General features: G+C 65.2%; 19 protein-coding genes. 14 read left to right on the top strand and 5 right to left on the bottom strand.

The features are described from left to right. The 3 genes from VNN77_15310 to VNN77_15300 are packed head-to-tail and all read right to left on the bottom strand — an operon-like array spanning position 1 to position 3,471. Positions 1-603 carry a 4Fe-4S dicluster domain-containing protein gene (locus tag VNN77_15310; protein HXG52764.1) on the bottom strand — a complete coding sequence of 201 codons (603 nt, stop codon included), beginning with the start codon at positions 601-603 and terminating at the stop codon, positions 1-3. After that, complete coding sequence (locus VNN77_15305; GenBank protein ID HXG52763.1) at positions 600-3,179, bottom strand: molybdopterin-dependent oxidoreductase; 2,580 nt, start codon at positions 3,177-3,179, stop codon at positions 600-602. Before VNN77_15305 ends, VNN77_15310 begins: the two co-directional genes overlap by 4 nt. A 1-nt stretch (position 3,180) precedes the next feature. Continuing rightward, positions 3,181-3,471 (bottom strand): MoaD/ThiS family protein, encoded by a 291-nt coding sequence (locus tag VNN77_15300; GenBank protein ID HXG52762.1) that lies wholly within the window; start codon positions 3,469-3,471, stop codon positions 3,181-3,183. Between the two features lie 498 nt (positions 3,472-3,969). On the opposite strand from VNN77_15300, the gene VNN77_15295 reads away from it, so the two are divergent. From VNN77_15295 to VNN77_15230, 14 genes are all read left to right on the top strand, one after another. Continuing rightward, the gene (locus tag VNN77_15295; GenBank protein HXG52761.1) at positions 3,970-4,998 is read left to right on the top strand and encodes a 4Fe-4S dicluster domain-containing protein; all 1,029 of its coding nucleotides are present in this window, start codon (positions 3,970-3,972) and stop codon (positions 4,996-4,998) included. Next, entirely contained in the window at positions 4,998-5,639 is a 642-nt protein-coding gene (locus VNN77_15290; GenBank protein ID HXG52760.1) for a molecular chaperone TorD family protein, read from the top strand. Before VNN77_15295 ends, VNN77_15290 begins: the two co-directional genes overlap by 1 nt. A 14-nt stretch (positions 5,640-5,653) precedes the next feature. Further along, the gene (locus VNN77_15285) at positions 5,654-8,455 is read left to right on the top strand and encodes a molybdopterin-dependent oxidoreductase (GenBank protein ID HXG52759.1); all 2,802 of its coding nucleotides are present in this window, start codon (positions 5,654-5,656) and stop codon (positions 8,453-8,455) included. Positions 8,456-8,484: 29 nt separating this feature from the next. Continuing rightward, positions 8,485-9,564 carry a U32 family peptidase gene (locus VNN77_15280; protein HXG52758.1) on the top strand — a complete coding sequence of 360 codons (1,080 nt, stop codon included), beginning with the start codon at positions 8,485-8,487 and terminating at the stop codon, positions 9,562-9,564. 96 nt (positions 9,565-9,660) lie between these two features. Beyond that, the gene (locus VNN77_15275; GenBank protein HXG52757.1) at positions 9,661-9,870 is read left to right on the top strand and encodes a YHS domain-containing protein; all 210 of its coding nucleotides are present in this window, start codon (positions 9,661-9,663) and stop codon (positions 9,868-9,870) included. 138 nt (positions 9,871-10,008) lie between these two features. Next, positions 10,009-12,606: a molybdopterin-dependent oxidoreductase gene (locus tag VNN77_15270; protein ID HXG52756.1), complete on the top strand. Its 2,598-nt coding sequence runs from the start codon at positions 10,009-10,011 to the stop codon at positions 12,604-12,606. Positions 12,607-12,608: 2 nt separating this feature from the next. Beyond that, positions 12,609-13,649, top strand: a complete 1,041-nt coding sequence (locus VNN77_15265; protein ID HXG52755.1) for an ABC transporter substrate-binding protein — start codon at positions 12,609-12,611, stop codon at positions 13,647-13,649. Between the two features lie 75 nt (positions 13,650-13,724). Continuing rightward, complete coding sequence (locus VNN77_15260; protein HXG52754.1) at positions 13,725-16,559, top strand: molybdopterin-dependent oxidoreductase; 2,835 nt, start codon at positions 13,725-13,727, stop codon at positions 16,557-16,559. Positions 16,560-16,709: 150 nt separating this feature from the next. Continuing rightward, complete coding sequence (locus VNN77_15255) at positions 16,710-16,916, top strand: YHS domain-containing protein (GenBank protein HXG52753.1); 207 nt, start codon at positions 16,710-16,712, stop codon at positions 16,914-16,916. Positions 16,917-17,109: 193 nt separating this feature from the next. Then, a complete protein-coding gene (locus VNN77_15250; protein HXG52752.1) occupies positions 17,110-17,865 on the top strand; it encodes a 4Fe-4S dicluster domain-containing protein in 756 nt (251 codons plus the stop codon). Positions 17,866-17,986: 121 nt separating this feature from the next. Continuing rightward, the gene (locus VNN77_15245) at positions 17,987-20,479 is read left to right on the top strand and encodes a molybdopterin-dependent oxidoreductase (protein ID HXG52751.1); all 2,493 of its coding nucleotides are present in this window, start codon (positions 17,987-17,989) and stop codon (positions 20,477-20,479) included. 144 nt (positions 20,480-20,623) lie between these two features. Then, positions 20,624-21,097 (top strand): (2Fe-2S)-binding protein, encoded by a 474-nt coding sequence (locus VNN77_15240; GenBank protein ID HXG52750.1) that lies wholly within the window; start codon positions 20,624-20,626, stop codon positions 21,095-21,097. Next, entirely contained in the window at positions 21,094-23,469 is a 2,376-nt protein-coding gene (locus VNN77_15235) for a molybdopterin cofactor-binding domain-containing protein (protein HXG52749.1), read from the top strand. The genes VNN77_15240 and VNN77_15235 overlap by 4 nt, the downstream gene beginning before the upstream one ends. 2 nt (positions 23,470-23,471) lie before the next feature. Continuing rightward, positions 23,472-24,473, top strand: a complete 1,002-nt coding sequence (locus tag VNN77_15230) for an FAD binding domain-containing protein (protein ID HXG52748.1) — start codon at positions 23,472-23,474, stop codon at positions 24,471-24,473. A 42-nt stretch (positions 24,474-24,515) separates the two neighbouring features. On the opposite strand, the gene VNN77_15225 is transcribed toward VNN77_15230, so the two are convergent. Next, positions 24,516-25,430 carry a homocysteine S-methyltransferase family protein gene (locus VNN77_15225; protein ID HXG52747.1) on the bottom strand — a complete coding sequence of 305 codons (915 nt, stop codon included), beginning with the start codon at positions 25,428-25,430 and terminating at the stop codon, positions 24,516-24,518. Continuing rightward, positions 25,427-26,371 carry a homocysteine S-methyltransferase family protein gene (locus VNN77_15220; protein ID HXG52746.1) on the bottom strand — a complete coding sequence of 315 codons (945 nt, stop codon included), beginning with the start codon at positions 26,369-26,371 and terminating at the stop codon, positions 25,427-25,429. Before VNN77_15220 ends, VNN77_15225 begins: the two co-directional genes overlap by 4 nt. Positions 26,372-26,427: the final 56 nt, after the last annotated feature.

Raw genomic sequence — 26,427 nt, 5'->3', positions numbered from 1 at the left:
CTACGGCGGCAAATAGTACACCGAAGGGTCGGTCCCCAGCTCCGGGTAGAGCCGGTAGCCGCCGCGATCGCGAATCAACTTGCAGACCTCGCTCTCGGGATCGTCGAGGTCGCCGAAAGTTCGAGCTCCGGTCATACAGTTGGCGACGCACGCGGGCTGCAGGCCCTGCTCCAGCCGGGGAACGCAGAAGTTGCACTTGGAAACCACCCGCTCCGGGTGCCGCAGGTAGCCCGTTTCCTCGTAGGGAGTACGGCCACCCTCGAAGTAGGATCGCACCTCGGCGACATAGAATCGCTGGTCGTAAGGACACGCCATCATGCAGTAACGGCAGCCCACGCACTTTTCGGGATCGATATCGACGATCCCGTTCGGCCGCTTGAAAGTCGCGCCGGTGGGGCAAACCTTAAGGCACGGCGGGTTCGCGCAGTGCATGCATTGAAGCGGCATCGCGGTGCGCCTTGCGTGGGGATACCTTCCGGACTCGTGCTTGACCACTCTGAGCCATACCACCCCGGGGGGCGTGGCGTTTTCGGCCTTGCAAACGAGCGCGCAGCCGGCGCAGCCGACGCACCTTTTCAGGTCGATCACCATTCCGTATCTCACGCCGCACGCTCCGCCCTTTGCACCCTCACTTTCACGCACAGGTCCTGCGTGAGCGAGGGAATATCGACATTGTCCAGTCCGACGGGGGTCAACCATTCGAAGCAGAGCCCCTTGCCTTCGCGGCTTGCGACGCGGAGAAATTTCGACCAGTGGCCGCCGCAACCGGCGATGCCGATCACCTCCGGGTGGATTCCCTCGGTCACGGCGGCCCGGCCGCGGATCTTGTGGCCGGTTGCGGCCGATTCGATCTCGAGCCAGTCTCCGTCGCGGATTCCCTTCCCGGCCGCCGTCCCGGCATTGATGGCGACGCGGTAAGCAAGCCGGTCGATCTCGCACGCCTCGTCGAGCCAGGGATTGTCGTAAGTTCCGGAAAACGTTTGCAGCGGGAACTTGTAATAAATGGCGTAGAGGTCGTGATCGGGGGAAGGCTCGCGGTGACTGCGGCAGGGGCGCCACTCCGGCAAGGGCTGAAAGGCGGTGGTGTCGATATCGATGCCGAGACCAGCGGCTGCCGCGGCCACGTTCTCGCCCAGCCGCTTGAACCATTCGAAATAGACCGGCACCCGGGCGTGCGAGAAAGGTTTCCAGTAGACTTCCTCGATCTTCTTCGGCCACTTGAGAAGGCCGTGCTCCTTGAACCACTCCAGGCCGCGCGCATCGCCGAACAGCGATCGGTAGCGCCGGTCGACGATCTGCTCCCAGGTGACCCGCCGCGCGGGATCGAGGGCGTGGGGCGGCTTCAGATCGAGCACGACGTTGATCATGGCGTAAAATTCCTCCCGCATCTCGAGCCGCTCGGCGAGATCCAGCAACACCTCGCACACGCTGCGCCGCTTCCCGATGGTTTCGACCACCGGCTGGCGCAGGTGATAGGACCATTCACCGACGGGGCTGTTCGACGCCATCCAGTCGGTCGAGTGGCTGAAACGTTCCAGGTAGCTCGCGGCGGGGAGGACGATGTCCGAGAGGTAAGTCGCTTCGTCGAGGAAAAGAGCAAAGGAAACCTGGAATACGTCCTGGAAGGCTTTCGCGACCGCTTCGGGATCGGCAAAAGTCATCACGTAGTTCGAGCCCACCTGGAGATTCATCTCGATGCGGTAGGGGACTTTGAAGCGGCCGGGGTCGGCCATGACCGCCGGCAGGGCGCCCGAGCTCCCCGGACAGGTGGGGATCATTCCTCTCAGATCGATGGTTTCCGCTCCTTTCACCTCGCGCGGCGGATAAGGAGGCGGATGGTTCGGCCATTTGCCGGCAACCAGGAGGCCGTCTTTATCGGATTTGGGAATCCATCTGGGCTCCCCGGTCTCCGGGTGGCCGAAAGAGCAGGAGTTCATCCCGAGAAGCCCCCCGGGGACATTGGAAGCCCCGACCACCTCGACCAGCAGCTCCAGGGCCATGCAGTTCAACAGAGCGTTCTTGTGTCCCTGGGCGCCCTTGAAATAGGTGACGGCGACGGGCCGGTATGGAAGGACCTTGCCGTCGAGCACTATCGTGCTGCCGATGCGGGCCTCCCTGCCGAACTCGCCGGCGATCCGCCGGATGGTGGCGGCTGGAACCGTCGTGATCGGCTCGGCCCACTCCGGCGTGAAACGCCGCAAGTGATCCTCGAGAAGGGCGAACGCCGGGCGCGCACGCCGTCCCCCAACGCTGAACTCTCCTTCCAGGGCGAAATCTCCGATCTCCGGCGCGTCGAAGCGCTTTGCGCGTGCTTCCGCCGCGTCCCAAACCAGAGGAACGTTTCGCTCGGAATCGCGGACGTAGAGGCCGTCCTCGCCAATAAGATAGGGCGCGTTGGTGTGGCGCTTGAGGTATTCGCCGTCGTAGATGCGCAGCTCGTGCAGGAGCACGTGCAGCATCGCGAGCGCCATGGCGCCGTCGGTCCCGGGACGGATGGGAATCCACTCGTCGGCTTTCTCCGCGCTCGGGCTCAGGAACGGATCGATGGCGACGTGGCGCATGCCGCGCACGCGGGCATCGGCGATACGCTGGGCCATGCCCGTCACGCAGTAGTAGCTCCCGAATCCGGCCGCGGTGCCGAAGTTCAGCAGGTATTTGCAGTGGTCGGGGTCGGGTTGCTTCGCCCATGACGCATGCAGCAGGGCGCCGTAGAGGTGCTCGGCGGTGCCGCAGTGGTTGCCGGCGCCCGAGTTCCAGCCGTTGGGGGTGCCGAACGCCATGGCGAAGATCTTGGCGAACGGCACCTCGTCTTGCGTCGTGACGGTTCCCGTGAGGAGGAGCTTGCGGGGGTCTTCTTCGCGGATCTTTCTCAATCGGGCGGCGATCGTGTCGAGGGCCTCTTCCCAGGAGATCTCCACCCATCCGGGGTCGATATCGAGCCCCTTGCGGGGATTGGTTCGCCTGAGGGGGACGTCGACGCGGTCCGGGTTGTACAACGTCATGATGCCGGCCACGCCGCGAGGACAGAGGCGGCCCCGGTTGGTCGGCGAATCGGGGTTGCCTTCGATCTTCACGATCGTGCCGTTCACCCGATGGACCTTGAGGGCGCAGACGCTGTAGCAGGAGCCGCAGGTCGTGGGTATCCAGACGTCTTCGTGATCGGATTCGTCCCGGCGCACCCTAGCCTCCTGCGGTCGCCGACAAGACGAAAACTCTGACCTCGACCTCGCCGCGGCCGTCGGCAAGCGGGCGGTCGATTTCGGCGACGCGCTCGCCTTCCACGAAGATCTGCACGTTTGTCTCCAGGTCGCCGGCCCTGGTGAGCAGCCGGTCCCGCAGTTTTTCGCCGAACCGATCGATGATTGCGTTCAACAGCTCCCGCACCGAGCCACGGTCGGATAGCTCGAAATGACGACTCGAAGAGGAAGCGGCGTCCCGGATGAAGCCGTAAAACCGGACTTCGACGCGCAACGGAGGTCTCTCCTTTTGGCGGAGATGATGGGGCGCGCGAGCAAACGCTATGCCAGCAAATTGATGTTTGGATCGGGGCCGGCGCTCCGGAATTTTACTATTCTCTGGAATTCTTCCCGGTAAATTCCAAAAATAAGGAAAGACAATTTGTACTCTTCCCAGGTGTAGAGAGGCATCTTCCGGGGTGTAGAGGCATTTTGAGGTGGCACAACTTATGCTCGCCGTTTTCTGGCCAGCAGGACGGCACCACTGAAGGAGTTTCGTTGGCGGGCAGACATCCATCGAAAGCGGGGACCGGGACCCGGAGAGGAACCGTTGGACCGCGATTCGAAAGTCTCGGCCACGAGCCCCATGATGCGATGTCTGCATAGTCACGAGCTCACCAGCATACTGGAAGTCCGCCTGGCCGAGCCGTTCCAGGCATCCGGAATGCGGCGGTTCTCGCCCGGTTCGGCGTGAGGACCGGGAGTTCTTTTTTCGATCCGCGAGGGGGGTCGCATGCCCGAGCCCAAAAGACAAATCGCGTTCGTGATCGACCTGAACAAGTGCATGGGCTGTCACACCTGCACGATCGCCTGCAAGACTCTCTGGACCAACGACAAAGGCATGGACCACATGTGGTGGATGAAGGTCAACACGATGCCGGGCAGGGGCTATCCCAGAGACTGGGAGGCGATGGGGGGCGGCTATAACGGCGACGGGACCGTCAAGCTCGGTAGAAGACCCGAGGAGGCGGACTACGGCAAGCCCATGCAATTCAATTACGAGGAGGTCTTCTATGGAGGTCGGGGCAGCGAGGTCCACCTCGCGCCCAGAGAAAAGCCGGAGTGGGGGCCCAACTGGGAAGAGGATATCGCCAGCGGAGAGTACCCCAACGCCTATTTTTTCTACATGCCGCGCATGTGCAATCACTGCGGCCGTCCGGCTTGCGCCGATGCCTGTCCGCACGGGGCCATCGTCAAGCGCGAAGCCGACGGGGTCGTGCTCGTGGCCGACGAGAGCAAGTGCGGGAGCTGCGCCGACCCCGTCTGCATGAAGGGCTGCCCCTACAAGGAAGTCTATCTGAACCCGGTGCGCGGGGTGGCGCAAAAATGCGATGCCTGCGTTTCCCGCATGGAGCGTGAGGTGGCTCCCGCCTGCGTGCGGCAGTGCCCCGGGCGCTGTATCTGGGTCGGCTTCCTGGACGATACCGGCGGGCCCGTGCACAAGCTGGTCAAGGAATGGAAGGTGGCGCTCCCCTTGCACGCGGAGTTCGGCACCAGACCGAACGTCTACTACGTCCCACCGCTGGCGCCGCCCCGGCTGGATCCCGACGGCAACGTCGATCCCTCCCAACCGCGAATTCCTGCCGGGTACCTTCGCAAACTGTTCGGTTCGGAGCTTGACGCCGCCCTCGACCGGCTCAAGGCCGAGCTGGAGAAGAAAAGAAAAAAAGAAGAATCCGAGCTGATGGACATCCTGATCGCGCGCAGGTGGCAGGAGCTTTTGGGTCCTTTTCCCAGAGACCCCAGCGAGGTCCAGGCGTAATGCAAACTGAACTAGAGCTCGACGGAACCGAGCAGACGGCCATCGGCGGCCGCAGCCGCCTCTACGCGTTGTTCTCCCGGGCTTTCCGCTTCCCCTCGGCGGAGCGGTACCGGCAGATTCAGGCGGGGGATCTGGCGGCCGAGGCACTGACAGCGATCGGGCTTCTCCCCTTCCAGGGCCTTCGGCCCGGTACGCTCGGACGCGGAACCGACCTGAGCTACGAGGCCTTCCAAAGCGCCTACATGGCGCTCTTCGAGATCGGAGGAGAGCACGGGCCGCCGGCTCCGCTCTACGAGGGGGAGTACGGCGGCGGCCGTTTGAAGGTCATGGAGGAGGTGCTGCGCTTCTACCACTTCTTCGGCCTGCGCCTTTCCGGGGAAAAGCGCGATCGCCCGGACCACCTGGCCTCGGAGCTGGAATTCATGCACGTTCTCACCTTCAAGGAAGCAGAGGCGGAGGTCAGGGGCGAGAGCAGGCGTCCGTACCGCGAAGCCCAGCGCGACTTTTTGCGCTTTCATTTGAACGAGTTCGTCTCGGCGGTTGCGGACAAGGTGGGCGCGAACAAGGCGCCGTTCTATCCGGAGATGGCGCGGCTCGCGGCCGAGTTCTGCGCGCGAGATCTGGCGCATTTGGCGGCGTAGAAAGGGGAAATGGCATGGCCCGCCTCAAGCTGGAACTGGAAGGACTGGCGCCGAAAGACTCCACCCTTCCAGCCGTTACGGATTTCCGTTCGAGCAGGGTCCGGCGCGATCCGTGGGATTGGGACCGGGTGGTCAAAGGTTCGCATCTCACCAACTGCTGGTATCAACAGGCCTGCAACTTCAACCTCTACGTCAAAGATGGCGTCGTTCTGCGCGAAGAGCAGGCGGCCAACTATCCCCCGCAAAACGATCCTCGGGTGCCCGATTTCAATCCGCGGGGATGCCAGAAAGGCGCCTGTTACGTTCACCGGATGTACGATCCGACGAGGATCAAGTTTCCTCTGAAGCGGGTGGGGAAGCGCGGCGAGGGCAAATGGAAAAGGATCAGCTGGGACGAGGCGCTGACGGAGGTCGCCGACGCCATCATCGATACCGCCGTGAAGGAAGGGCCGGAGGCGATCGTGCAGTGCGGCGGCACGCGAGTGTCCAACGTGGGGAGCGAGGGGACGGGCCCCAACGCCTTCTTCATCGCGCTCGGCGCGCCGCTATCCAACGTAACCGCCGACAACGGCGACGATCACCAGGGCGTGGCGATCACGCTCGGGAAGGTGATCGTCGGGGACTCGGCGGACAACTGGTTCTACTCGGACATGATCCTCATCTGGGGCGGCAATCCGGTTTATACCAACATGCCGAACTATCACTTCATCGCCGAGGCGCGCTACAACGGTACCAGGGTCGTCACGATTTCCCCCGACTACAGTCCCTCGGCCGTCCACGCGGATCTCTGGGTTCCGGTCAACATCGGCAGCGACGCGGCCCTGGCTCTCGCGATGAGCCAGGTCATCCTGAAGGAGAAGCTGTACCGCGAGGATTTCGTGCGCGAGCAGACCGACATGCCGCTCCTGGTCAACGAAGCGACGGGTAGATACCTGCGCGAAAAGGATCTGAAGAGCGGCGGCCGCGAGGATGTCTTCTATTTCTGGGACCGGGCCTCGGGCAGGCTCGCCGAGGCGCCGAGGAAAAGCCTCGCGCTCGACGGGCTCGTTCCGGCACTCGAGGGGAGCTTCCAGGTCGCGACGCTCCACGGAACGGCGACCGTCAAGCCGGTGATGGAGGTTTTGCGCGCCCATCTCGATCGCAACTACACGCCCGAACAGGCGGCGACGATCACCGGTGTGTCCGCCCGGATGATCGAGGAGCTCGCGCGGGAGATCGCCGCGGCCCGTGGCGTCGTCAACATCAGCACCGCCAACTGGGGGAAATTCTACCACGGCGATTTGATCGAGCGCGCGATTCTGCTCGTTTTCGCGCTCTGCGGCCACATGGGGCGGAAGGGGGCGACCTTCAGCGCGTTTCCGATGATGGGGCTCGACACCTCCATCGGCGGGCTGGAGAAACGCGGCGACCAGATCATCCTGTCGGCCGCGGGCGGTGATCCGCGCTTCGCCCAGTGGCGCGAAGAGGGATTTACCGACGAGATGATCCTCTACGAATACGTGCATCAGGCCTTCGCGTCGGGCGGCATCACGCCGACTTCCCTCATGTACTACATCCACGGCGGAGTGCTCGATTTTTGCGCCGAGCACCCGGAGTGGGATCCTCACCTCAAGCGGCCGATCAAGGAGTATGTCCGCGAGGCCTTCGACAAGAAATGGCAGTTTCTCTCCCCCGGACCGCAAACCGCGCCCCGGGTCATGTTCGCCTTGGGCGGGAATTTCCTCAGGCGCTCCAGGGCGACGAACCTGTTGATCGAAAAATTCCTTCCCAAGCTTCGCCTCCTGATATCGATCGACTGGCGCTGGAACGCCACCGCCATGTACGCCGACCTCGTGCTTCCCGCCTGCAGCTGGTACGAGAAGACGTCGACCTTCCTCATGGGCATGCCGGTTCAGCCTTTCGTCCACGTGGTCAACCAGGCGACCCCGCCGCTCTACGATTCGATGAGCGAGTGGAAGATGTTCTGCCTGCTGGCGAGAAAGATCGAAGAACGCGCGGCGGAAAGAGGAGTGGAAGGCTACAAGAGCGCGAGCGGAGCGGAATTTCGCTTCGCCGGGCTGGAGGACCGGGTAACCTTCGGCGGGCTTTACAACGAAGACGACGAGGAAGGCATCGCCCGCGACGCTTTCCTCAACGCCTCGAACGTCGAGCAGATGGACTGGGAAGAGTTCAAGGAACGGGGCATCGCCGCCTACACGGGGGTGGGCACCGGCATGCGCTCCATCGGCAACACCTGCGACATCGTCCCGGGAGAAACCGTCGTGCCGCTCACCTGGCACACCGAGCGCAAGGATCCCTATCCGACGCTCACGCGCCGCATCCAGTTTCTCATCGACCATGAATGGTTCCGCGAGCTGGGCGAGGATCTCCCCGTGCACAAGGATCCGCCGGCCGCCGGCGGCGACTACCCGCTGAAGATCACCGGCGGCCATCACCGCTGGAGCATCCACAGCGATCAGATCGACGAGAGTCTGCTGCTTCAGCTCCAGCGCGGCGGGCCGTTGATCTTCCTCAGCGCAAAGGACGCGCGCGCCCGGGGCATCGAGGACGGCGACACCGTGGAGGTGGCGAACGACGTCGCGTCCTTCCGCGTCCAGGCGGGGGTGTCGCCCGCGGTCAGGCCGGGCCAGGTGATCATCTACCACGCCTGGGAGAACTATCAGTTCGACGGCTGGCGCCATTTCAAGAGCGTGATGCCCTCGCCGATGAATCCGATCGAGCTCGCCGGGGACTATTTCCAGATCCGGCCGATAACGATGAGCAACTACCCGGGCTTCAGCGACCGGGGCACGCGCGTGGAGGTGCGAAAGGTCTGAGGGCGGGGGCTCGCTCCCGCGAAGCCGCCATGCTGGTCGTTCCCACCACGTTCGAGACGGAGCTTCTCGACGGTCTCGCCGGCATTCCGGTGAGCGCGATCTACGGCTCGCTGCCCGAAGAGCACGGCGCGAGGGCGAAAAAGTGGCTTCCCGCCGCCGATCTTGTCGGGGTCGAGGAGCACATCGCGCAGGCGCGCGCCCGGGGCATCGGCTTCTATTACACGCTCAACAGCTCGTGCGGGGCCAACCGGGAGTTCACCGCGGAAGGGCAGAAGTGGCTGGCGCAGCGGCTGGGATGGCTCGCCGATTGCGGCGCCGAAGGCGTCGTGGCGACCAACCCCTACGTCATCGAGATGGTGAAGCGCCGCTATCCGGAGCTCCGCGTCAGCCTGTCGAGCATCGTCAACGTCGACAGCGTGGACAAGGCGTTGTTCTATGAGGACCTCGGCGTCGATTCGATCTATCTCGCGGAGTACCTCAACCGCGACTTCCGCCTCCTGCGAACGTTGAGGCGGAAGCTGAGGTGCGATCTCGTGCCCATCGTCAACCTGGGCTGCCTCGTCCATTGCCCGCTGCGCGACTACCACGCGAACTTCGTGAGCCACTCCGCGGAGTGTCTCGACCGGGGCTGTTATCTCGACTACTCGCTGGCGAAGTGCATCCAGGTGAAATCGATGCGGCCGGTGGAGATGGTCAAAGCGCCCTGGATCCGCCCGGAGGATCTCTCGAAGTACGAAGCGATGGGGTTTGCGCGCTTCAAGCTGGCGGGGCGCGAAAAGGGCCGCGAATGGATCCTGCAGGCGGCGGCCGCTTACGCCGCCAGGAGCTATCGCGGGAAGCTCAACGATCTGATCCTCGGCTTCGACGGCGTCGACCCGTTCGGCGAGTTTCCGGTCGGGCTGGACAACCGGCGGCTGGAGGGTTTCCTCGAGTTTTTCAAGAACAAGGATTGCCGCCTCGGTTGCGACGGCTGCACCCACTGCGAGGAATGGCTGGAGCGTGCGATGGTCTCGGAAGGCGATCGGCGGGGATACGGCGAGAACATCGACCGCCTCCTGCTCCGGTTCACTTCCGGAAGCTTCAAGGCGCCGCCGGCCGGGGGAGCGTGAGAAACGGAGAGCGAGACGTTGCGGCGGGGAACGCCGGCTTGCTGCCGGTCCGATGGCATGGTCATCGCCAGATCGCTGGAGTTGGAGGGTCGAGTTATGGCGACGGATCCCGTGTGCAAGATGGAGGTCGACGAGAAGGCGCCGCCCGGCGGTAAGGTCAACTACTGGGGCAAGATCTTTTACTTCTGCACGGCGCAGTGTCGCACGGCCTTCCGGCGCGATCCCGACAAGTACGCGCCCGAAGTCGCCGAGGGAAGAGGGCCGGGTTACGACAAGGCCAGGGCTTCGGAGACCTGGCGCACTTAAGCGCGCCGGCGGCGATCCGGCGCGCGCGGCCGGCTGAACGCCGGAGCGGGATCGTTCGCGCGGGGCGAGAGGGTTCCGACGAGAAAGCAAACCGCCGGTCCGGGCGGGGAAGGGTGAGTCTGTCCCGGAGGATTGCCAGTGACATCGACGAGCGCGCGAATAAGCACCCGGACCCGGAAGAATCGGCGGGCGGCGGTGGTGCGCCGGTTGAAGCGGCTTCACGCGGGGGAGGAGGTCGTCTACACCGGCTGCCGGATCAACTGCGGCGGCAGCCAGTGCGTCCTTCGCGTGCGCCGGAAAAACGGTGCGGTCACGGCCATCGAGCCCGACGACCACTACAACCGGGGCGTGGGGCGCGAGGACGCGGTGGTTTCGGATCTGGACTTGATCAAGAACCGGCTGCAGCTGCGCGGCTGCCCCGTCGGCTGGGTCTTTCACAAGCTGGCGTCGTCGCCGGACCGCCTGCTCTACCCGATGAAGCGGGCGAGCGGGGCCCGGCGAGGCGAAGGAAGATTCGAACGGATCTCGTGGGACGAGGCGCTGGACACAGTTGCCGGAAAGATGAAGGAGATCGTGGAGCGCTACGGTCCGTACTCGATCGTGACGCCGTACGCGCCCAACGCGCGCCTGGAGCGGTTGTTCGGTCTCTGGGGCGCGGGCATGGAGGGCTGGGGCTGGTGCTCGATGGATCCCGGGCGGCTGGCGATGCATCTCATGGCCGGGGTGCCGGGCTGGTCCTACGGCGAAGGCTCCAACGACATGGCGGATTTCCTGATCCACACCAAGATGATCGTCCTCTGGGGCTTCGAGCCGACGATCACGCATTTCGGTCCCGGCCACCAGCTTGCCTACTACATTCGCATGGCCAGGGAGCGGGGCACGCCGGTGATCTGCATCGATCCGCGCTACACGGTGGCGGCCGAGGTCCTGGCCGATCAGTGGATCCCGATCAAGCCCGGCACCGACGCTGCGATGATGCTGGCGGTCGCCAACGTTCTGATCAAGGAAAAACTCTACAACCGGGAGTTCGTCGAGAAGTACGTGGACGTCGCCGGGTTCGAGAAATGGCGGGGCCACGTCCTCGGCGAGACCGACGGCGTCGACAAAACCCCGGAATGGGCGGAGAAGATCTGCGCCGTTCCGGCGGAAACCATTCGCGGCTTCGCCCGGCTCTACGCGCGGAAAAAGCCGACGTGGTTGTGGAAGGGCTACGGCATCGATCGGAAAAGCCGGGGCGAGAACACCGCACGCGGAGCGGCGAGCCTGCAGGCGATCATGGGATACTGGGGCGTTCCCGGAGGCTCGGTGCCGCTTCACCTGCGCTTTCGCCACAAGCCCCCCGTGATGCTCCCGTACGGCGAGATCCCGAAGCGCATGGTGCCGAAGATGTACCGCAGCCACAAATGGGCGCAGATGGTGCTCCTGCTGGACAAGGTCCGCGCCGGAGAGATGAGCGTCGAGGAATACAAGCGGATCATCGGCTGGCGCGCCGGCGCGTTGCCGGGACGGCCGGTGACCCGGGTATGGGCCGGAGGCACCGGCGGCGGGCAAGGAGTCGCCAGCCCGGTGGAGGAGAACGGGACCGTCGGGAACGAGGAGGCGCTGCCCAACCCGAAGATGCTCATGTGGGGCACCTACTACGGGGCCGGGACCAACACGCTCAACAACAACGCCGACTCCACCAACGACCAGCTGAAAGCGCTCGAGCGGATGGAGTTCGTCGTCTGGGCGGGAACGCAGATGGGGCCGATGGCGCGCTACGCGGACGTGCTCCTTCCCCTCGCCGACACGACGCTGGAGACCCGATACATCAACAGCGGCGGCTACGGCGGCTTCGCCAACTACACGTTTCTTCCCGGCGTGGTGCCGCCGCCCGGCGAAGCGAGAAACGACGAGTGGGTGTACTCGGAGCTGGCGCGGCGGTTGGGAATCGGCGAGCGGTACAACCAGTACTACAGCGGCGAGCGCTGGGAAGCGTGCTGGGAAGAGTACCTGGAGGACGAATACCGCGACCTCAGGGAAAGGCTGGAGAAGGAAGGGGTGAAGGCGCCGACGTGGAAGAAATTCACGCGCGACTGCCTCATCAACGTCGACGAGTTCTTCGACGAGCCGTGGCACGGCTACAAGGAATTCATCGAGGGTGGAAAGCCGCTCAAGACTCGCAGCGGCAAGATCGAGCTCTACAGCGACATCGTCGCCGACGAAGCGCAGCGGGGCAGGCTCCATTTCGACGCCCACGGCCGGCTGATCGACAACCTGCCCAACGACTGGCGCGATCTGGCGCCTTTCGCAACCTACCAGCCGCCGTACCGGGGGATGGATCACCGGGACGTGAAGCGTTTTCCGCTGATGCTCCTCACGTCCTATCCCCGCTACCGGATCCACAGCACGTTTTGGAACGTGCCGTGGCTCAGAGGCGACTGCTACCGCCACGCAATCTGGCTGAGCGCGGCGGACGCGCGGAAGCGGGGAATCAAGGACGGGGACACGGTGCGGGTCTTCAACGACAAAGGGGTCGCGGTGATCCCTGCCTACGTCACCGCCCGCCTCCTGCCGGGCCTGGCCGTCATCCATCACGGGGGGTGGTACGAGCCGGACGAAAACGGGGTCGACCGCGGCTGCACGCCGAACGTTTTCCTCACGGATCCCGAAAGTCCGGTTACGGCGCCGGCGGTCACCAACCTGGTCGAGGTCGAGCGCTGCGAGGGCTCCCGGCGCCCGGAAGGGGGGTTTTGACGATGCGACACGCGAAAAGGGTCATCGGGCGGCTCGGAGTGCTCGTCCTGTTGTTTTCGGGCGCTCCCTCCGGCGGTCTTCCGGCCGCCGAGCGGCTGGTCGGCATCTACTCCGCCCGGGTGATGTCTCAGTCGATGCCCTGGATCGCGCAGGAAGCCGGGCTGTTCCAGAAGCACAATCTCGACTTTCGCCTCGTCTACATCGCCTCTTCCGGAATGGTGACCGCGGCCATGCTGGGAGGCGACGCCGAAGTGTGCCTCACCGGCGGCGTCGGCAACGTGCGGGCTTACGTGCAAGGCGCCACCGATCTGGTTTTCATCGGCAACGTCAAGAACATCATGACGCAGAGCATCCTGGCAGGCGGAGCGATCAAGAAGCCGACCGATCTCAAGGGGAAGAAGATCGGCGTTACCCGGATCGGCAGCAACACGCACTATTTTACCATCCAGGCGCTCAGGCGCGCCGGTCTGAACCCCGACCGCGACATCACGTTCATCCAGACCGGCGGAGAATTCGAGACCCTCGCGGCCCTGATCAAAGGGGCCATCCACGCGGCGACCATGACGGCGCCAGGAGACGCGAAAGCGATCGCGCAGGGTTTCCACTATGTAGTCTACGGGCCGGAGCTTCGCATTCCCTACGCGGCGACGACCTTCGGAACCCGCCGGTCGATCATCAACCGGCGGCCGCAGGCCGTCGGCGCGTTCATGCGCGCGATGGCGGAAGCGGCCAAGATCCTCCATACCGACCGGGAATTCACCTATCGGGTGCTGGCGAGACAGCTGCGGGTCGACGACAGAAAAATTCTCGACGCCGCTTACAACGCCGAGATCCGGGCCCTCGAACCGAGAATGGAGATCAGGGTCGAAGCGCTCCAGGCGACTCTCGACGAGATCTCGCAGATCGATGCGCGGGCGAAGAACGTCAAGCCGGAGGAGCTGTTCGATCGCCGCTATCTGGACGAGATGGAAGCCAGCGGGTTTTTCGACCGGCTGTGGGGAAAAGACGGGCGCAAGGACGCGAGGGAGTTCATTGGCAAGTAGACGTGGGCCGGCCGGTCCGCCGAAGCGTCGGTCAAGCTCCCGTCCGGACGGAATCGAGAGTCGAGCGGCGGGCGAATGAGCATTCTGCGACTCGATCTGGAAGGTCTCCGACAGTTCCCGTCTCGCTGCGGCGACGGCGGCTACAGCTTGCGCGCGCTGGGCAAGAGCGCCGGCGGGTGGGATCGGGTCGTCAAGGGCTCGCATGCGACCAACTGCGGGTACCAGCGATCGTGCAATTTCAATCTCTACGTCAAGGACGGCATTGTGCTGCGGGAGGAGCAGGTCGGGAACTATCCGCCGCCGAACGACTCGCGCGTTCCGGATCCCAATCCCCGCGGCTGCGCGCAAGGAGCATGCTACGCGCAGAGGATGGCCGACCCGACCCGTGTCAAATATCCCTTGAAGCGCGCCGGCGAGCGCGGCGCAGGGCGGTGGCAGCGCCTGAGCTGGGATCAGGCGCTGACGGAGATCGCCGATACCTTGATCGACATTCTGGTCTCCGAGGGCCCGCAGGCGATCATGCACGGGGGCGGAACGCGAGTTCACGGGCAGGAGACCCAGGGCGCCGGGGCCGGCGCTTTCTTCGAGGCGCTGGGCGCGCCGCTTCCGAGCGTGAACACGGAGATCGGCGACGACCATCAGGGAGTCGCCGTTACGCTGGGGAAAGTCGTTCTTGGCGACTCGGCCGATCACTGGTTTTACGCCGACCTGATCCTGATCTGGGGCGGGAACCCCGCCTGCACCAACGTCGCCAACTTCCACTACATCGCCGAGGCGCGCTACAACGGCACCCGCGTGGTGGTCATCTCGCCCGACTACAACGCCTCGGCGCGACACGGGGACCTCTGGGTGCCCGTGAACATCGGCACGGATGCGGCCCTCGCTCTCGGCCTGGCGCAGGTCATCATCGGAGAGAAGCTCTACCGGGAGGAGTTCGTACGCGAGCAGACCGATCTGCCGTTTCTGGTGCGCATGGATAACGGCAGGCTCCTGCGGGAGAAGGACTTGAAGGTCGGCGGGCGCGAGGACGCGTTTTACGTCCGCGATCTCGGCACGGGCGAGATCGTCCAGGCGCCGCGCAAGAGCCTCGCGCTCGGCGGCCTGGTGCCGGCGCTGGACGGCGAATGCGAGCTTCGAGCGCTTTGCGGCCGGATCCGGGTCCGGCCCGTTTTCGCGCTGCTGCGGGAAAGGCTCGACGCGCGTTTTTCCCCCGAGAAGGCGTCCGCCGTTACCGGCGTCGCCGCGCCGCTGATCCGGGCGCTGGCGAGAGACATCGCGTCGGCCGGAGGGGTCGTGAACGTGGCCACCACGAACTGGGGAAAGTTCCACCACGGCGATCTCATCGAGCGCGCCATCCTTCTGGTCTTTGCGCTCTGCGGTCACATGGGACGCAGAGGCGCAAGCTTCAGCGCTCTTCCGATTCTCGCCCCCGAAACCTCGGTGGGAGCGCTGGAGCGCGGCGGAGAGCAGATCCTGGTTTCCGCGGCCGGGGCGGATCCGCGTTACGCCGGCTGGAAAGAAGACGGCTGTACGGCCGAGATGATCCTCTCCGAGTATGCGAGGGAAAGCGTGGCCTGCGGCGCGGTTCCGCTCGCGGGGCTGGATCATTTCCTTCGCGGCGGCCTGTTGGATCTGGACGGGCGGCAAGCTCCGGCCTGCCGGCCGCTTCAGAGCTACCTCGACGAGGCTCTGCTGAACGCCTGGCAGCCCGCCGCCAAGGGGCCGCCGGCGCGCCCCAGGGCGCTGTTTCAGGTTGGAGGCAACGTCTTCCGCCGCGCCCGGGCCACACGGCGGTTGCTCCGGGAGCTGCTGGGGTCGCTCCGGCTGATCGTGACCATGGACTGGCGCATGAGCACCACGGCCCTTTACTCGGACTACGTTCTGCCGGCGTGCGGCTGGTACGAGCGCGTCTCCATGTCGCTCTTCGGCTGCACGCAGTCCCCGTTCCTGCAGCTTGCTGACGAGGCGGTCGAACCGCTTTACGAGTCGGCGAGCGACTGGAGAATCTTCGTGCGGCTGGCCAGGAAGCTGGAGGAGCGGGCGGCAGAACGAGGGATATCGGCTTACCGTGACGGTGCGGGAAGGGAGAGGTGTTTCGAAGGATTGGGAGAACGCGTGACGTGCGGGCTTTACGGCGAGGAGGACGAGGAGCAGTTGGCGCGCGACGCCTTCCTGAACTCCGCGAACCGCGAGGAGCTGGCGTGGGAAGAGTTCAGGGAGCGGGGGATCGCGGCTTACACGGCTCTCGGTACGGCGCTGCGGTCAATGGGGAACGCCTGTGACCTTCGACAGGGAGAGCCGCTCGTGCCCCTGACGAAGCACACGGAAAAGAAAGAGCCTTACCCCACGCTCACGCGCCGGATCCAGTTCTACATCGATCATGACTGGTACCTGGAGCTCGACGAGCACCTGCCGACGCACAAGGACTGTCCCAAGGCGGGCGGGGATTATCCGCTCCAGCTGACGGGAGGGCACACCCGCTGGAGCATGCACAGCGACTGGATCGACGATGCGATCCTTCTCCGGTTGCAGCGGGGCGAGCCGGTGGCGTTCGTCAATCCGCGGGACGCCGCAAGACGCGGCATGGGCGACGGAGATCCGATGGAGGTGTACAACGACCTCGCGGACTTCCGCGTTCGCGCGGCGGTTTCCCCGGCGGTGCGTCCCGGCCAGATGGTCATCTATCACGGATGGGAAAACTACCAGTTCGAGGGCTGGCGCCACTTCAAGAGCGTCATGGCCTCTCCGATGAATCCCATCGAGCTGGCCGGCGGTTACGGGCATATCCGGCCCGATCCCTTTGCGTGCTCGCCCGGGATCAGCGACCGAGACACCCGGGTCGACATGAAAAGAGCGGAAGGCCGCCGCGCCGGGAAACGTTGCGCCGTCGACGGGAGGCTCGCTTGCTAGCCCGGCGTCCGTTTTCGCGAAAGCGCGCTCGGCTTTCGCGAACGAGAGGAAAAGCCGGTTGCCATCGCCGCGGGCCGCCGGGGCGGCGGGCTGATCAGGGGAAGGCCGTTCCGTTTCAAGGCACAGTCAACTTTCGGAAAGGAGAGCTCGATGGTTACCGATCCAGTCTGCAAAAAGGAAGTCGACGAGAAGGCCGCTCCCGGAGGAAAGGCGCGGTTCTGGGGCAAGGTCTTTTTCTTCTGCGACAAGAAATGTCGGGCCGAATTCCAGCGCGATCCGCAAAAGTTCGTGCCGAAAACCGAAGAGGGGGAAAAAGAGCCGGGCTACGATCCGAGGATGTTCATCGGGGACATGTAGCCGGAGGGCTGCACCGGCGTCGGGGCGCGCGGTTCGGGCGGGGAGAGCGCGAGGAGCGCGGAAGCAGGAATCGAGGACCTTTCACGCTCTTCGCGCGCCTGGTGGCGGGCTCCATTTTCTCGTCGGGCCGCTGCACGGGGGCGACAGGGCTGAAGAACCAGGGGATCGAGCGGATTCAGAAAGGAGTGCGACCGTGGCCCAATACGGATTTTTCTTTGATCAGAGCCGCTGCACGGGATGCCGCGCGTGCAGCATCGCGTGCAAAGGCTGGTACGACATCCCTCCGGGGCCGCTGAAATACATGCGGGTCTATCAATGGGAGCAAGGCGCTTTTCCCGACGTCCGCCTCGGGCTGCTCGCCGTCAACTGCTATCACTGCGAGAAGCCCGCCTGCGTCGAGGCCTGCCCGCACGAGGCGATCTTCAAGGAGGAGAAGTACGGCGCCGTGCTGATCGACGAGGAACGTTGCGAAGGGGAGCGTCGATGCTGGGATGCGTGTCCGTACGGCTCGATCGTCTATGCCAGCGATCGAGAAGGCGAGAAAGCGCACAAATGCACGATGTGCATCGATCGGCTGGAACAGGGGGAACTGCCGATTTGCGTGCACTCCTGCTCGCTGCGGGCCCTCGATTTCGGCCCCATCGAGGAGCTGAGAAAGAAATACGGCGATCTCGACACGCTCGACGGGCTTCCCGACGGGAAAATCACGCGGGCGGCGGTCGTGTTCAAGCCGCGCGACCCCAAGAAGCCGTTGCTGCCTTACGACGCCGACAGGGCGCTCGACCTCTGGCGGCAGCGCGGCCCGTACGCGCCGGCCGATCTGCCGCCCACGTTCGACGACAGGGATGCGGTGACCCGCCCCGCGTCGGGCATCCGGGGAAGGGAGCGGCTGGTGCTCAAGGCGAGAAGCGCGGAGGAGCTCATGGTTGCGACCCGTGACGACGAGTAGCGCTCGGTGCTCCCCGGGGCGGGGAACGGCGGCCCGAAGCCGCCGGGATCGCAGTAAACGTTCCCGCCGGCTTGCGCGCGGCGGAAGAGGGGAGACCTGACGGAGATTCAAGGAGGCGAGCATGGAAGTCGGCAAAGCGCGAGATACCATCGTCGGGAGGCTGAAGGCGCTGCACGCCGGGGAGGAGACGGTCTATTCCGGCTGTGTCATCAACTGCGGCGCGGGCCAGTGCGTGCTGAAGATCAGGCGCAAGGACGGCAGGATCACCGCGATCGAACCCGACGATCATTATTTCCCGGGAGTGGCGCGCGAAGACAACGTCGCCACCGAAACGGACTACATCAAGAACCGGTTGCAGCTGCGCGGCTGTCCGATGGCGTGGGTGTTTCACAAGCTCGCCTATGCCCCCGACCGGATTCTCTACCCGCTCAGGCGGGTGGAGGGCAGCAAGCGGATGGAGGGGCGCTACGAACGGATCTCGTGGGACGAGGCCCTCGACCTGGTGGCCCGAAAGATGGAAGAGATCGTCGACAAGTACGGTCCTTATTCGATCACTACCGCGTACCAGCCCAGCCCCAATCTCGAGCGGATTTTCGGCCTGTGGGGAGCGGGCGTGGAGGGATGGGGCTGGTGCTCGATGGATCCGGGCCGGCTGGCCATGCATCTGATGGGCGGGGTTCCGGGATGGTCGTACAACGAGACCTCCAACGATCTCGCCGACGTGCTCCTCAACAGCAAGTTGATCGTGCTCTGGGGCTTCGAGCCGACGATCAATCACTTCGGTCCCGGCCATCAGGTGGCCTATTTCCTCAAGCTGGCGCGGGAGCGCGGCACGCCGGTGGTCTGCATCGAGCCGCGCTACACGGTTGCCGCAGAGGTGCTCGCCGATCAGTGGATTCCGATCAAGCCGGGCACGGACGCGGCGATGATGCTGGCCGTCGCCTACATTCTCTTCACCGAGGAGTTGTACGACCAGGAATACGTGGAAAAGTACGTCGACCCGAAGGGGGTTGAGGAGTGGAGGAGGTACGTGCTGGGGGAAGCCGACGGCGCGCCGAAGACGCCCGAATGGGCGGAAAAGATCTGCGCCGTCCCGGCGGAGACGATTCGCGCCTTCACCTACCTCTATGCGCGACACAAGCCGACGTGGCTGTGGCTGGGTTGGGGGCCGCCGCGAAAAAGCCGGGGCGAGAACACCGTGCGGGCTGCGGCCGCGCTGCAGGCGATCATGGGAAACTGGGGCGTCGCGGGCGGATCGGTGCCCTTCAAGATCGGCACGAGGATGAAGCCGGCGCGAATGCTTCCTTACGGGGAAATTCCCAAAGTCCGGGTGCCCAAGATGTATCGCAGCCACAAGTGGGCGCAGATGGTCCTGCTCAAGGAAAAGGTCGACAGCGGCGAGCTGAGCGAGCAGGAATACAAGGCGATGATCGGCTGGCGCGCGCCCGAAGGGCTGCCGCTTCCGAACCCGAAGATGCTGATGGGCGGCGGGACGTGGTTGCACAACACGACGACGCTCAACAACGCGGCCGATTCGACCAACGACCACATCAAGGCGGCCGAAAAAATGGAGTTCATCGTCTGGATGCACAGCCATATGAGCCCGGCCCTGTGGATCGCCGACGTGATCCTGCCGGTCGCGGATCAATCGCTCGAGGACCGCAAGATCTGGGGCGGAGGGAGCCCGGGTTACGGCGGCTTCGTGGACATCACCTACGTGCCGGGCGTCATCGATCCTCCGGGGGAAGCGAAGCCCGCGCACTGGATCTATACCGAGCTGGCGCGTCGTCTGGGCATCGGCGAGCTGTACAACACCTACTGCGGCGAGGACGGCGACTGGTGGGAAGGCTGGGACCGCTACCTCAAGTTCGAGTACGACCGGATGGTGGAAGAGCTGCAGGCGCAGGGGTTGAAGACTCCGCAATGGGAAGAGTTCAAGCAGAACGCCCTGATCAACGTCCAGGAGCTGAACGAAAAGCCGCATCACGCCTACACCGACTTCATCGACCGCGGCAAACCGCTGCAGACCCAGACGGGCAAGATCGAGATCTACGCCTACGCCATCGCGGACGAATCGAGGCGAGGGAGGCTCCAGGTCGACGATTTCGGCCGGCTGATCGACAACCTGCCCAACGACTGGCGCGACCTGCCGCCGATCCCGGCCTATCAACCCATGTTTCGCGGCATGGACCACGCCGACGTCCGGCGCTTTCCACTGTTTCTGCTGAGCGCCTATTCCCGATACCGCAATCACACGACGTTCTGGAACGTGCCGTTGCTGCGCGGCGACTGCTACCGGCACGCGGTCTGGATGAATCCGGCGGACGCGAAGGCGCGCGGCGTCAGGGACGGAGAGCTGGTGCGGGTCTTCAACGACAAGGGCGTGGCGGTGGTGCCCGCGTACGTCACGTCGCGCGTGATGCCGGGGATGATCGTCATCCACCACGGCGGCCAGTACACGCCGGACGCCGACGGGGTCGACTGGGGCTGCACGCCCAACATCTTTTTCACCGATCCCGAGAGCCCGGTGACGGCGCCGCTGGTGAGCAATCTCGTGCAGGTGGAAAAGTTCACCGGCGCGGTCGGAGGAGCGGGGCGAACCGTGCACCGGTGAAAGGGACAGGCGCCGGTTGAAAAAGGGGCGGGCGCTGGACGATAGCAGGTTTTGGCCGCCGGCTCCGGAGCGCACCATCGAGCGTTGGAGCGCCGCTCAATCGGCTTTGAACCGTTCGAACTCTCGCTGATCCCGCCCTGAGCCATGAAACGGATTCTCCGTTTGAAGGTCAACGGTGAGGTCAAGGAGGTCGCCGCCGAGACCTCCAAGACGCTGCTCGAGGTGCTGCGCGAGGATCTCGGGCTTACCGGCACCAAGCACGGCTGCGAGCTCGGGGAGTGCGGCACCTGCGCGGTGCTGATCGACGGGACACCGGTGCTTTCGTGCCTGATCCTGGGCGTCGAGGCGGAGGGCGGCGAGATCACGACCGTCGAGGGGCTGGCCCGCAACGGCGTGCCGCACCCTCTGCAGCGGCGCTTCGCCGACCTGGGCGCGGCGCAGTGCGGCTACTGCATACCGGGGATCCTGCTCGTCGCCAAGGCGTTGCTGGACAGGAATCCTCATCCGAGCCGCGACGAGATCCGCGAGGCGCTCGCCGGCAATCTCTGCCGCTGCACCGGATATACGAAGATTCTCGATGCGGTCGAGCTGGCGGCTCGAGACGGGGAGGGCCGATGAGCGAGCGCCGTTTTTCCGTCATCGGCAAGCCGCTGCGCAAGGTCGACGCGCTCGCCAAGTGCATGGGCGAGACCCGCTACGCCGACGATCTCGATTTTCCGCGAATGATCTACGCGAAAATCCTCCATAGCCCTCACGCCCACGCGCGGATCCGGGAGGTGAGAACCGAGAGGGCGGCGGCCATGGAAGGGGTCTACGCGGTGATCACGGGCGCCGACCTGCCGGAGAAGTTCGGCATCATGCCTTCGACGCAGGATGAAGAGGCGCTGGCCACGGAGAAGGCCCGCTACGTCGGCGACCCGGTCGCCGCGGTCGCGGCCGCGAGCGAGGCGCTCGCGGAAAAGGCGCTGGGGCTGATCGAGGTCGACTACGAGGTGCTCGAGCCGATCCTGACGATCGAAGAGGCGCTCGCGTCGACCGATCCGGGCGAGAAGATTCATTCGTGGAACAGGCGGGCGAACATCCACAAGGCGGCCTCCTTCGAATTCGGTGATATCGCGGAGGGGTTCCGCCGGGCGGACCTGGTCTTCGAGGACACCTTTTTCTATCAGGGCAACACGCACCTGCCGATGGAGCAGTACTGCGCGGTGGCCACCTGTACGCCGGAGGGAAAGCTCACGGTCTGGTCGTCGACGCAGACCCCGCACTATCTCCATCGCGCGCTCTCCAAGGTGCTCGGACTGCCGATGAGCCGGATTCGCGTCATCGCCGCACCGGTGGGAGGCGGCTTCGGCGGCAAGAGCGACCCCTTCTCGCACGAAATGTGCGTCGCCAGGCTCTCGATGATGACCGGGAGGCCGGTCAAGATCACGCTCACCCGCGAGGAGTCCTTTTACGTCCACCGCGGCAGGCATCCGGTCAAGATGTGGATCAGGACCGGAGTAAAGAACGACGGCACGCTTCAGGCGATGCACTTCCGGTCCTTCCTCGACGGCGGAGGGTACAGCAGCTACGGCCTGGCGACGGTCTACTATACGGGCGCGCTGCAGACGACGACCTACCGGCTGCCCGCTTACAAGTTCGAGGGGGTGCGCGTCTTCACGAACAAGCCTCCCTGCGGCCCGAAGCGCGGCCACGGCACGCCCCAGCCCCGCTTCGCCCTCGAGATCCATCTCGACAAGATCGCCGAGAAGCTCGGTATCGATCCGATCGAGCTGCGCCTCAGGCAGCTGATCGAGCCCGGCAGCGTGACCGTGAACGGGCTCAGGATCGGCACGAGCGGCTTGAGAGAATGCATCGAGAAGGTCGCCGAGCGGGCCGAATGGAAAAGGAAGTTTCGGAAGCTTCCCTACGGGCGCGGGATCGGATTTGCGGCGAGCGGCTACATAAGCGGCGCGGGGCTGCCGATCTACTGGAACGAGATGCCGCACTCCGGCGTGCAGATCCGGCTGGACCGGGGCGGGGGCATCACGGTCTTTTGCGGCTCGACCGACATCGGCCAGGGATCGGACTCGATCCTCGCCTACGCCGTGGCCGAAGAGTTCGGCGTCGATCCCGCGCACATTCGCGTCGTGACCGCGGATACCGACCTGACCCCGGTCGATCTCGGCAGCTATTCGAGCCGCGTCACGGTGATGACCGGTAACGCGGCGATTCAGGCCTGCGGCAAGTTGAAAAAACTCCTGCTCGAAGCCGCAAGCGAAGCTCTCGAGGTGCCGGCGGACGATCTCGAGATGGTCGAGGGACAGGTGCGAAGCCGGAGCTATCCCAAGAGGTCGCTCGGCTTCGCCGAGTGCGTCGAAAAGGCGGAGGCGAGGTTCGGGACTCTGGGGGCGACCGGGAGCTACCGGCCGCCCGGACATCCCGGGGATTACAAGGGCGCCGGCGTCGGTCCGAGCCCGGCTTACAGTTACTCCGCGGCCGTCGTCGAGCTTTCCTGCGACCCCGAGACGGCGCAGATCAAGGTGGAGAAGGTCTGGATCGGTCATGACTGCGGCAGGGCGTTCAATCCCTTGCTCGTCGAGGGGCAGGCGGAGGGGAGCGTCTACATGGCGCTGGGCGAGGCGTTGATGGAGGAGCAGGTCTTTCGCAAGACCGGGCTGCACAAGTTCCCCTCGATGCTGGACTACAAGAGCCTCACGACGCTTGAGATGCCGGAGATCGAGACGATCCTGGTCGAGACCGACGACCCTGAAGGTCCGTTCGGCGCCAAGGAGGCGGGCCAGGGGTTTCTCCTCCCGGTGGTGCCGGCGGTGGCGAATGCGCTCTACGATGCGATCGCCGTCCGGATCGACGAGATCCCGATCACCCCGGACAAGGTCCTGCGCGCGCTCGAGGGGAGACTGAAACCCGTTTCCGTCCCCGCGTTCGAATTCCCGCCGCCGATCAAATGGCGGCCGGGAGAAGGCGTCGCTGTGGCGCAAAAGAGCTGAGCATGCTCAGACTGCCCGATTTCGAGTACATAAGGCCCGCGTCGCTGAAAGAGGCCGCGCGCGTCCTGTCTGATCTGGGGCCCGAGGCGATGGCGGTGGCGGGCGGCACGGATGTCTATCCGAAGATGAAGCGCGGCCAGTTCACGCCGCGTCATCTGGTCTCGCTGCGCACGCTGGGAGAGATCCGAGGCATCCGCGCCGACGGCAGAGAGGGGCTTTGGATCGGCGCCGGCGAGACGCTGGCGAACGTCGCAGAAAGCCGGACGATCGCGGAGCTTTTCCCCGCGCTTTCCTGCGCCGCCGGCTCCGTTTCGACGCCGCCGCTCCGAAACACCGGCACGATCGGCGGCAACGTCTTCGTCGATACCCGCTGCAACTACTACGACCAGACGTTTTTCTGGCGCCAGGCCGCCGGCTTTTGCATGAAAAAAGACGGCAGCGCATGCCTGGTCGCGCCCAGAAGCCCGCTCTGTCTCGCGGTCTTCTCCTCGGATACCGCCCCGGTGCTGTGCAGCCTGGGCGCCGAGGCGGTCCTGACCTCGCCCCGCGGGACGCGCTGCGTCCCGCTGAGCCGGCTCTATCGCAACGACGGCATGCGCTTTCTGACCAAAGGGCCGGACGAGCTGCTCGAGGCGATCGTGATCCCGCGCGCCGCCTTCGGCCTGAAGAACGTCTACCTCAAGCTTCGCCGCCGGGGCTCGTTCGATTTTCCGATCCTGGGCGTTGCCGCGGCGCTCGATCTCGATCGCCAGTCCGTCTGCCGGTCCGCCAGCGTGGTGCTTACCGGCGTCGCATCGGCGCCGCAGGCGGTCGAGGCCGCGCCGCGCCTGCTCGTGGGCCGGAAGCTCGAACGCGAAGCGATCGACGCGGTCGCCGAAGAGGCGGCGAAGGTTTCCCATCCGGTCGACAATGCGGACCTCGACTACTGGTATCGCAAGCGCATGACGAAGGTCTTCGTGAGGAGGGCGCTGGCGCGGCTTGGGGGGACCGAAGCGAACGCGTGAGGGTCGCTCCCGCCCGCTCTCCCGACCGTCCGCCGCGCGTCGTCAGGACAGGTGCTTGCGGAGCTCCTCGATGTGCGCCGGCGTCGTCCCGCAGCAGCCCCCGATGACGCGCGCGCCCATGTCGCGCCAGCGCCGCGCGCACTCGAGGTATCCGGCGGGCGGGTACTCGTCGGTGAACAACCATTCGGGCGGGTCGAAGCGGCCGATGTGCGCGAAGGCGCCGGTCGGCCCCGAGCGGCACGCCGTCAGCTCGCGGAGACCCGCGGTGATGTCGTCCGGCGGGGCGCAGTTGAGAAGAATCACGTCCGGCTCCAGCGGTTCCAGCGCGGCGACCGCTTGAGCGAGCGTCTCTCCGCTGAAGAGCCGTCCCTTCTCGTCGCAAACGAAGCTGACCCAGGCGGGAAGACCCGCGGCGCGCACGACCCGGAGGGCGACCTCCGCCTCGGCAACGCCGTTCAGGGTTTCCAGCAAAATCAGATCCACGCCGCTCTCGGCCATCGTCCGGATGATTTCCTCGTATTCGCCGCGCGCCTGCTCGGCGGGCGGGGCGAGATCGGGTCTGAAACACCACTCCAGCGTCGTGACGGACCCGGCGACGGCAACGGTTCGATCCGCCCCCCGCCGCCGGCGAGCCTCGACGGCGAGCGCCACCGCCGCCCGCAAGAGCTTGTCGGCGCGGCTCTCCAGGTCGCGGGCGCCGATATGGCGCATGTGCCCCGTGTCCTTGAAATGGTTCAAAAAGCTCCGGCGCGACAGCTGAAAGGTGTTCGTGGTGATGACGTCCGCCCCGGCTCCGATGTAGTCCTCGTGGATCGAGCGGATCACCTCCGGCAGGCGCGTGACCTGATGGTCCGCCCAGGAGACGTTTCGCCGCAGGATTTCCGTTCCGACACCGCCGTCCAGGATGACGACCCTTTGCCCGGCGATCTTCTGCCGGATGGCATCGTACGGGCTCATTGCAGCAATTCCTTGACGGCCTTGATGTGCGCCGGCGTCGTCCCGCAGCATCCGCCCAGAATCGCGGCTCCGGACTCGCGCCACCGTCGGGCATGCGCGGCGTATTTCTCCGGCGGCCACTCCTCGGTGTCGCAGAACTGGGGATGGAAGTCGAATTTCCAGCTCGGCGGATCGTAACGACCGATGTGGGCGTAGGCGCCGAACGGGAGTTTGCACCTCTTGCTCAGCTCCTCCAGGCCCGCCGAGATGTCCGGCGGAGGAGCGCAGTTCAGCAGAACGGCGTCGCAAGGCGCCGACTCCGCAGCGCGAACGGCGTCGGCGATCGGCTCGCCGCTGAGCAGCGTTCGGCCGCCCGGGGCGAGGGTGAAGCTCGCCCACACGGGGAGCCCGGTCGCCTTGGCGGCCCGCAGGGCGGCGGCGGCTTCGCCGGCGTTGTTCATGGTTTCGAGCAGGATGAAGTCGACGCCGGCATCGGCGAGCAGGCGCACGGTTTCGGCGTGCTCGCGCAGGGCTTCGTCGGAGGGCGGAGCCAGGTCCGGGCGAAAGCAGTGGTTGAGGGGCGCAATCGAGCCGGCGATCGCCACGGTTCTGTTTCCTCCGGCTTTTTCCCTGGCCTCGCGGGCCAAGAGCACGGCTTTCGCCGTAAGCGCCGCCGCCTGCGACTCCAGCCCCGGAGCGCCGATCCGGCGCATGTGATCGAGGTTCCTGAACAGGTTGAGGTAAGTGCGCCGGGTCAGCTGAAAGGTATCGGTGGTGACGATGTCGGCGCCCGCCTCGATGTAATCGGTGTGAACAGCCCGGACCGTGTCGGCGTCGGTGCGCAGGCCGTGCTGGCGCCAGCGCACGCCGCGGCGGACGATCTCGCTGCCGACGCCGCCGTCGAGGACAAGGAGCTCGCGTCGCCGCAGTCGCTCGTGAAGGATATCGTAGGGTTTCGCCATCGCGTCCCGCCCCGAAGAGCTCGAGCCGCCCGCACTTTCCCGGCAGGGGGCCGACC

It is taken from the genome of Candidatus Zixiibacteriota bacterium, from assembly GCA_035574315.1.
Taxonomy (GTDB): Bacteria; Desulfobacterota; Binatia; order UBA9968; family UBA9968; genus DATLYW01.
This window is presented reverse-complemented; position numbering and strand designations above follow the sequence as displayed.

Coding starts and splice junctions, on each gene's coding strand:
- VNN77_15225 (HXG52747.1), bottom strand. CDS start 25,430: ATGAGCCCGTACGATGCCATCCGGCAGAAGATCGCCGGGCAAAGGGTC.
- VNN77_15255 (HXG52753.1), top strand. CDS start 16,710: ATGGTTACCGATCCAGTCTGCAAAAAGGAAGTCGACGAGAAGGCCGCT.
- VNN77_15240 (HXG52750.1), top strand. CDS start 20,624: ATGAAACGGATTCTCCGTTTGAAGGTCAACGGTGAGGTCAAGGAGGTC.
- VNN77_15235 (HXG52749.1), top strand. CDS start 21,094: ATGAGCGAGCGCCGTTTTTCCGTCATCGGCAAGCCGCTGCGCAAGGTC.
- VNN77_15295 (HXG52761.1), top strand. CDS start 3,970: ATGCCCGAGCCCAAAAGACAAATCGCGTTCGTGATCGACCTGAACAAG.
- VNN77_15275 (HXG52757.1), top strand. CDS start 9,661: ATGGCGACGGATCCCGTGTGCAAGATGGAGGTCGACGAGAAGGCGCCG.
- VNN77_15245 (HXG52751.1), top strand. CDS start 17,987: ATGGAAGTCGGCAAAGCGCGAGATACCATCGTCGGGAGGCTGAAGGCG.
- VNN77_15285 (HXG52759.1), top strand. CDS start 5,654: ATGGCCCGCCTCAAGCTGGAACTGGAAGGACTGGCGCCGAAAGACTCC.
- VNN77_15220 (HXG52746.1), bottom strand. CDS start 26,371: ATGGCGAAACCCTACGATATCCTTCACGAGCGACTGCGGCGACGCGAG.
- VNN77_15230 (HXG52748.1), top strand. CDS start 23,472: ATGCTCAGACTGCCCGATTTCGAGTACATAAGGCCCGCGTCGCTGAAA.
- VNN77_15265 (HXG52755.1), top strand. CDS start 12,609: ATGCGACACGCGAAAAGGGTCATCGGGCGGCTCGGAGTGCTCGTCCTG.
- VNN77_15260 (HXG52754.1), top strand. CDS start 13,725: ATGAGCATTCTGCGACTCGATCTGGAAGGTCTCCGACAGTTCCCGTCT.
- VNN77_15280 (HXG52758.1), top strand. CDS start 8,485: ATGCTGGTCGTTCCCACCACGTTCGAGACGGAGCTTCTCGACGGTCTC.
- VNN77_15290 (HXG52760.1), top strand. CDS start 4,998: ATGCAAACTGAACTAGAGCTCGACGGAACCGAGCAGACGGCCATCGGC.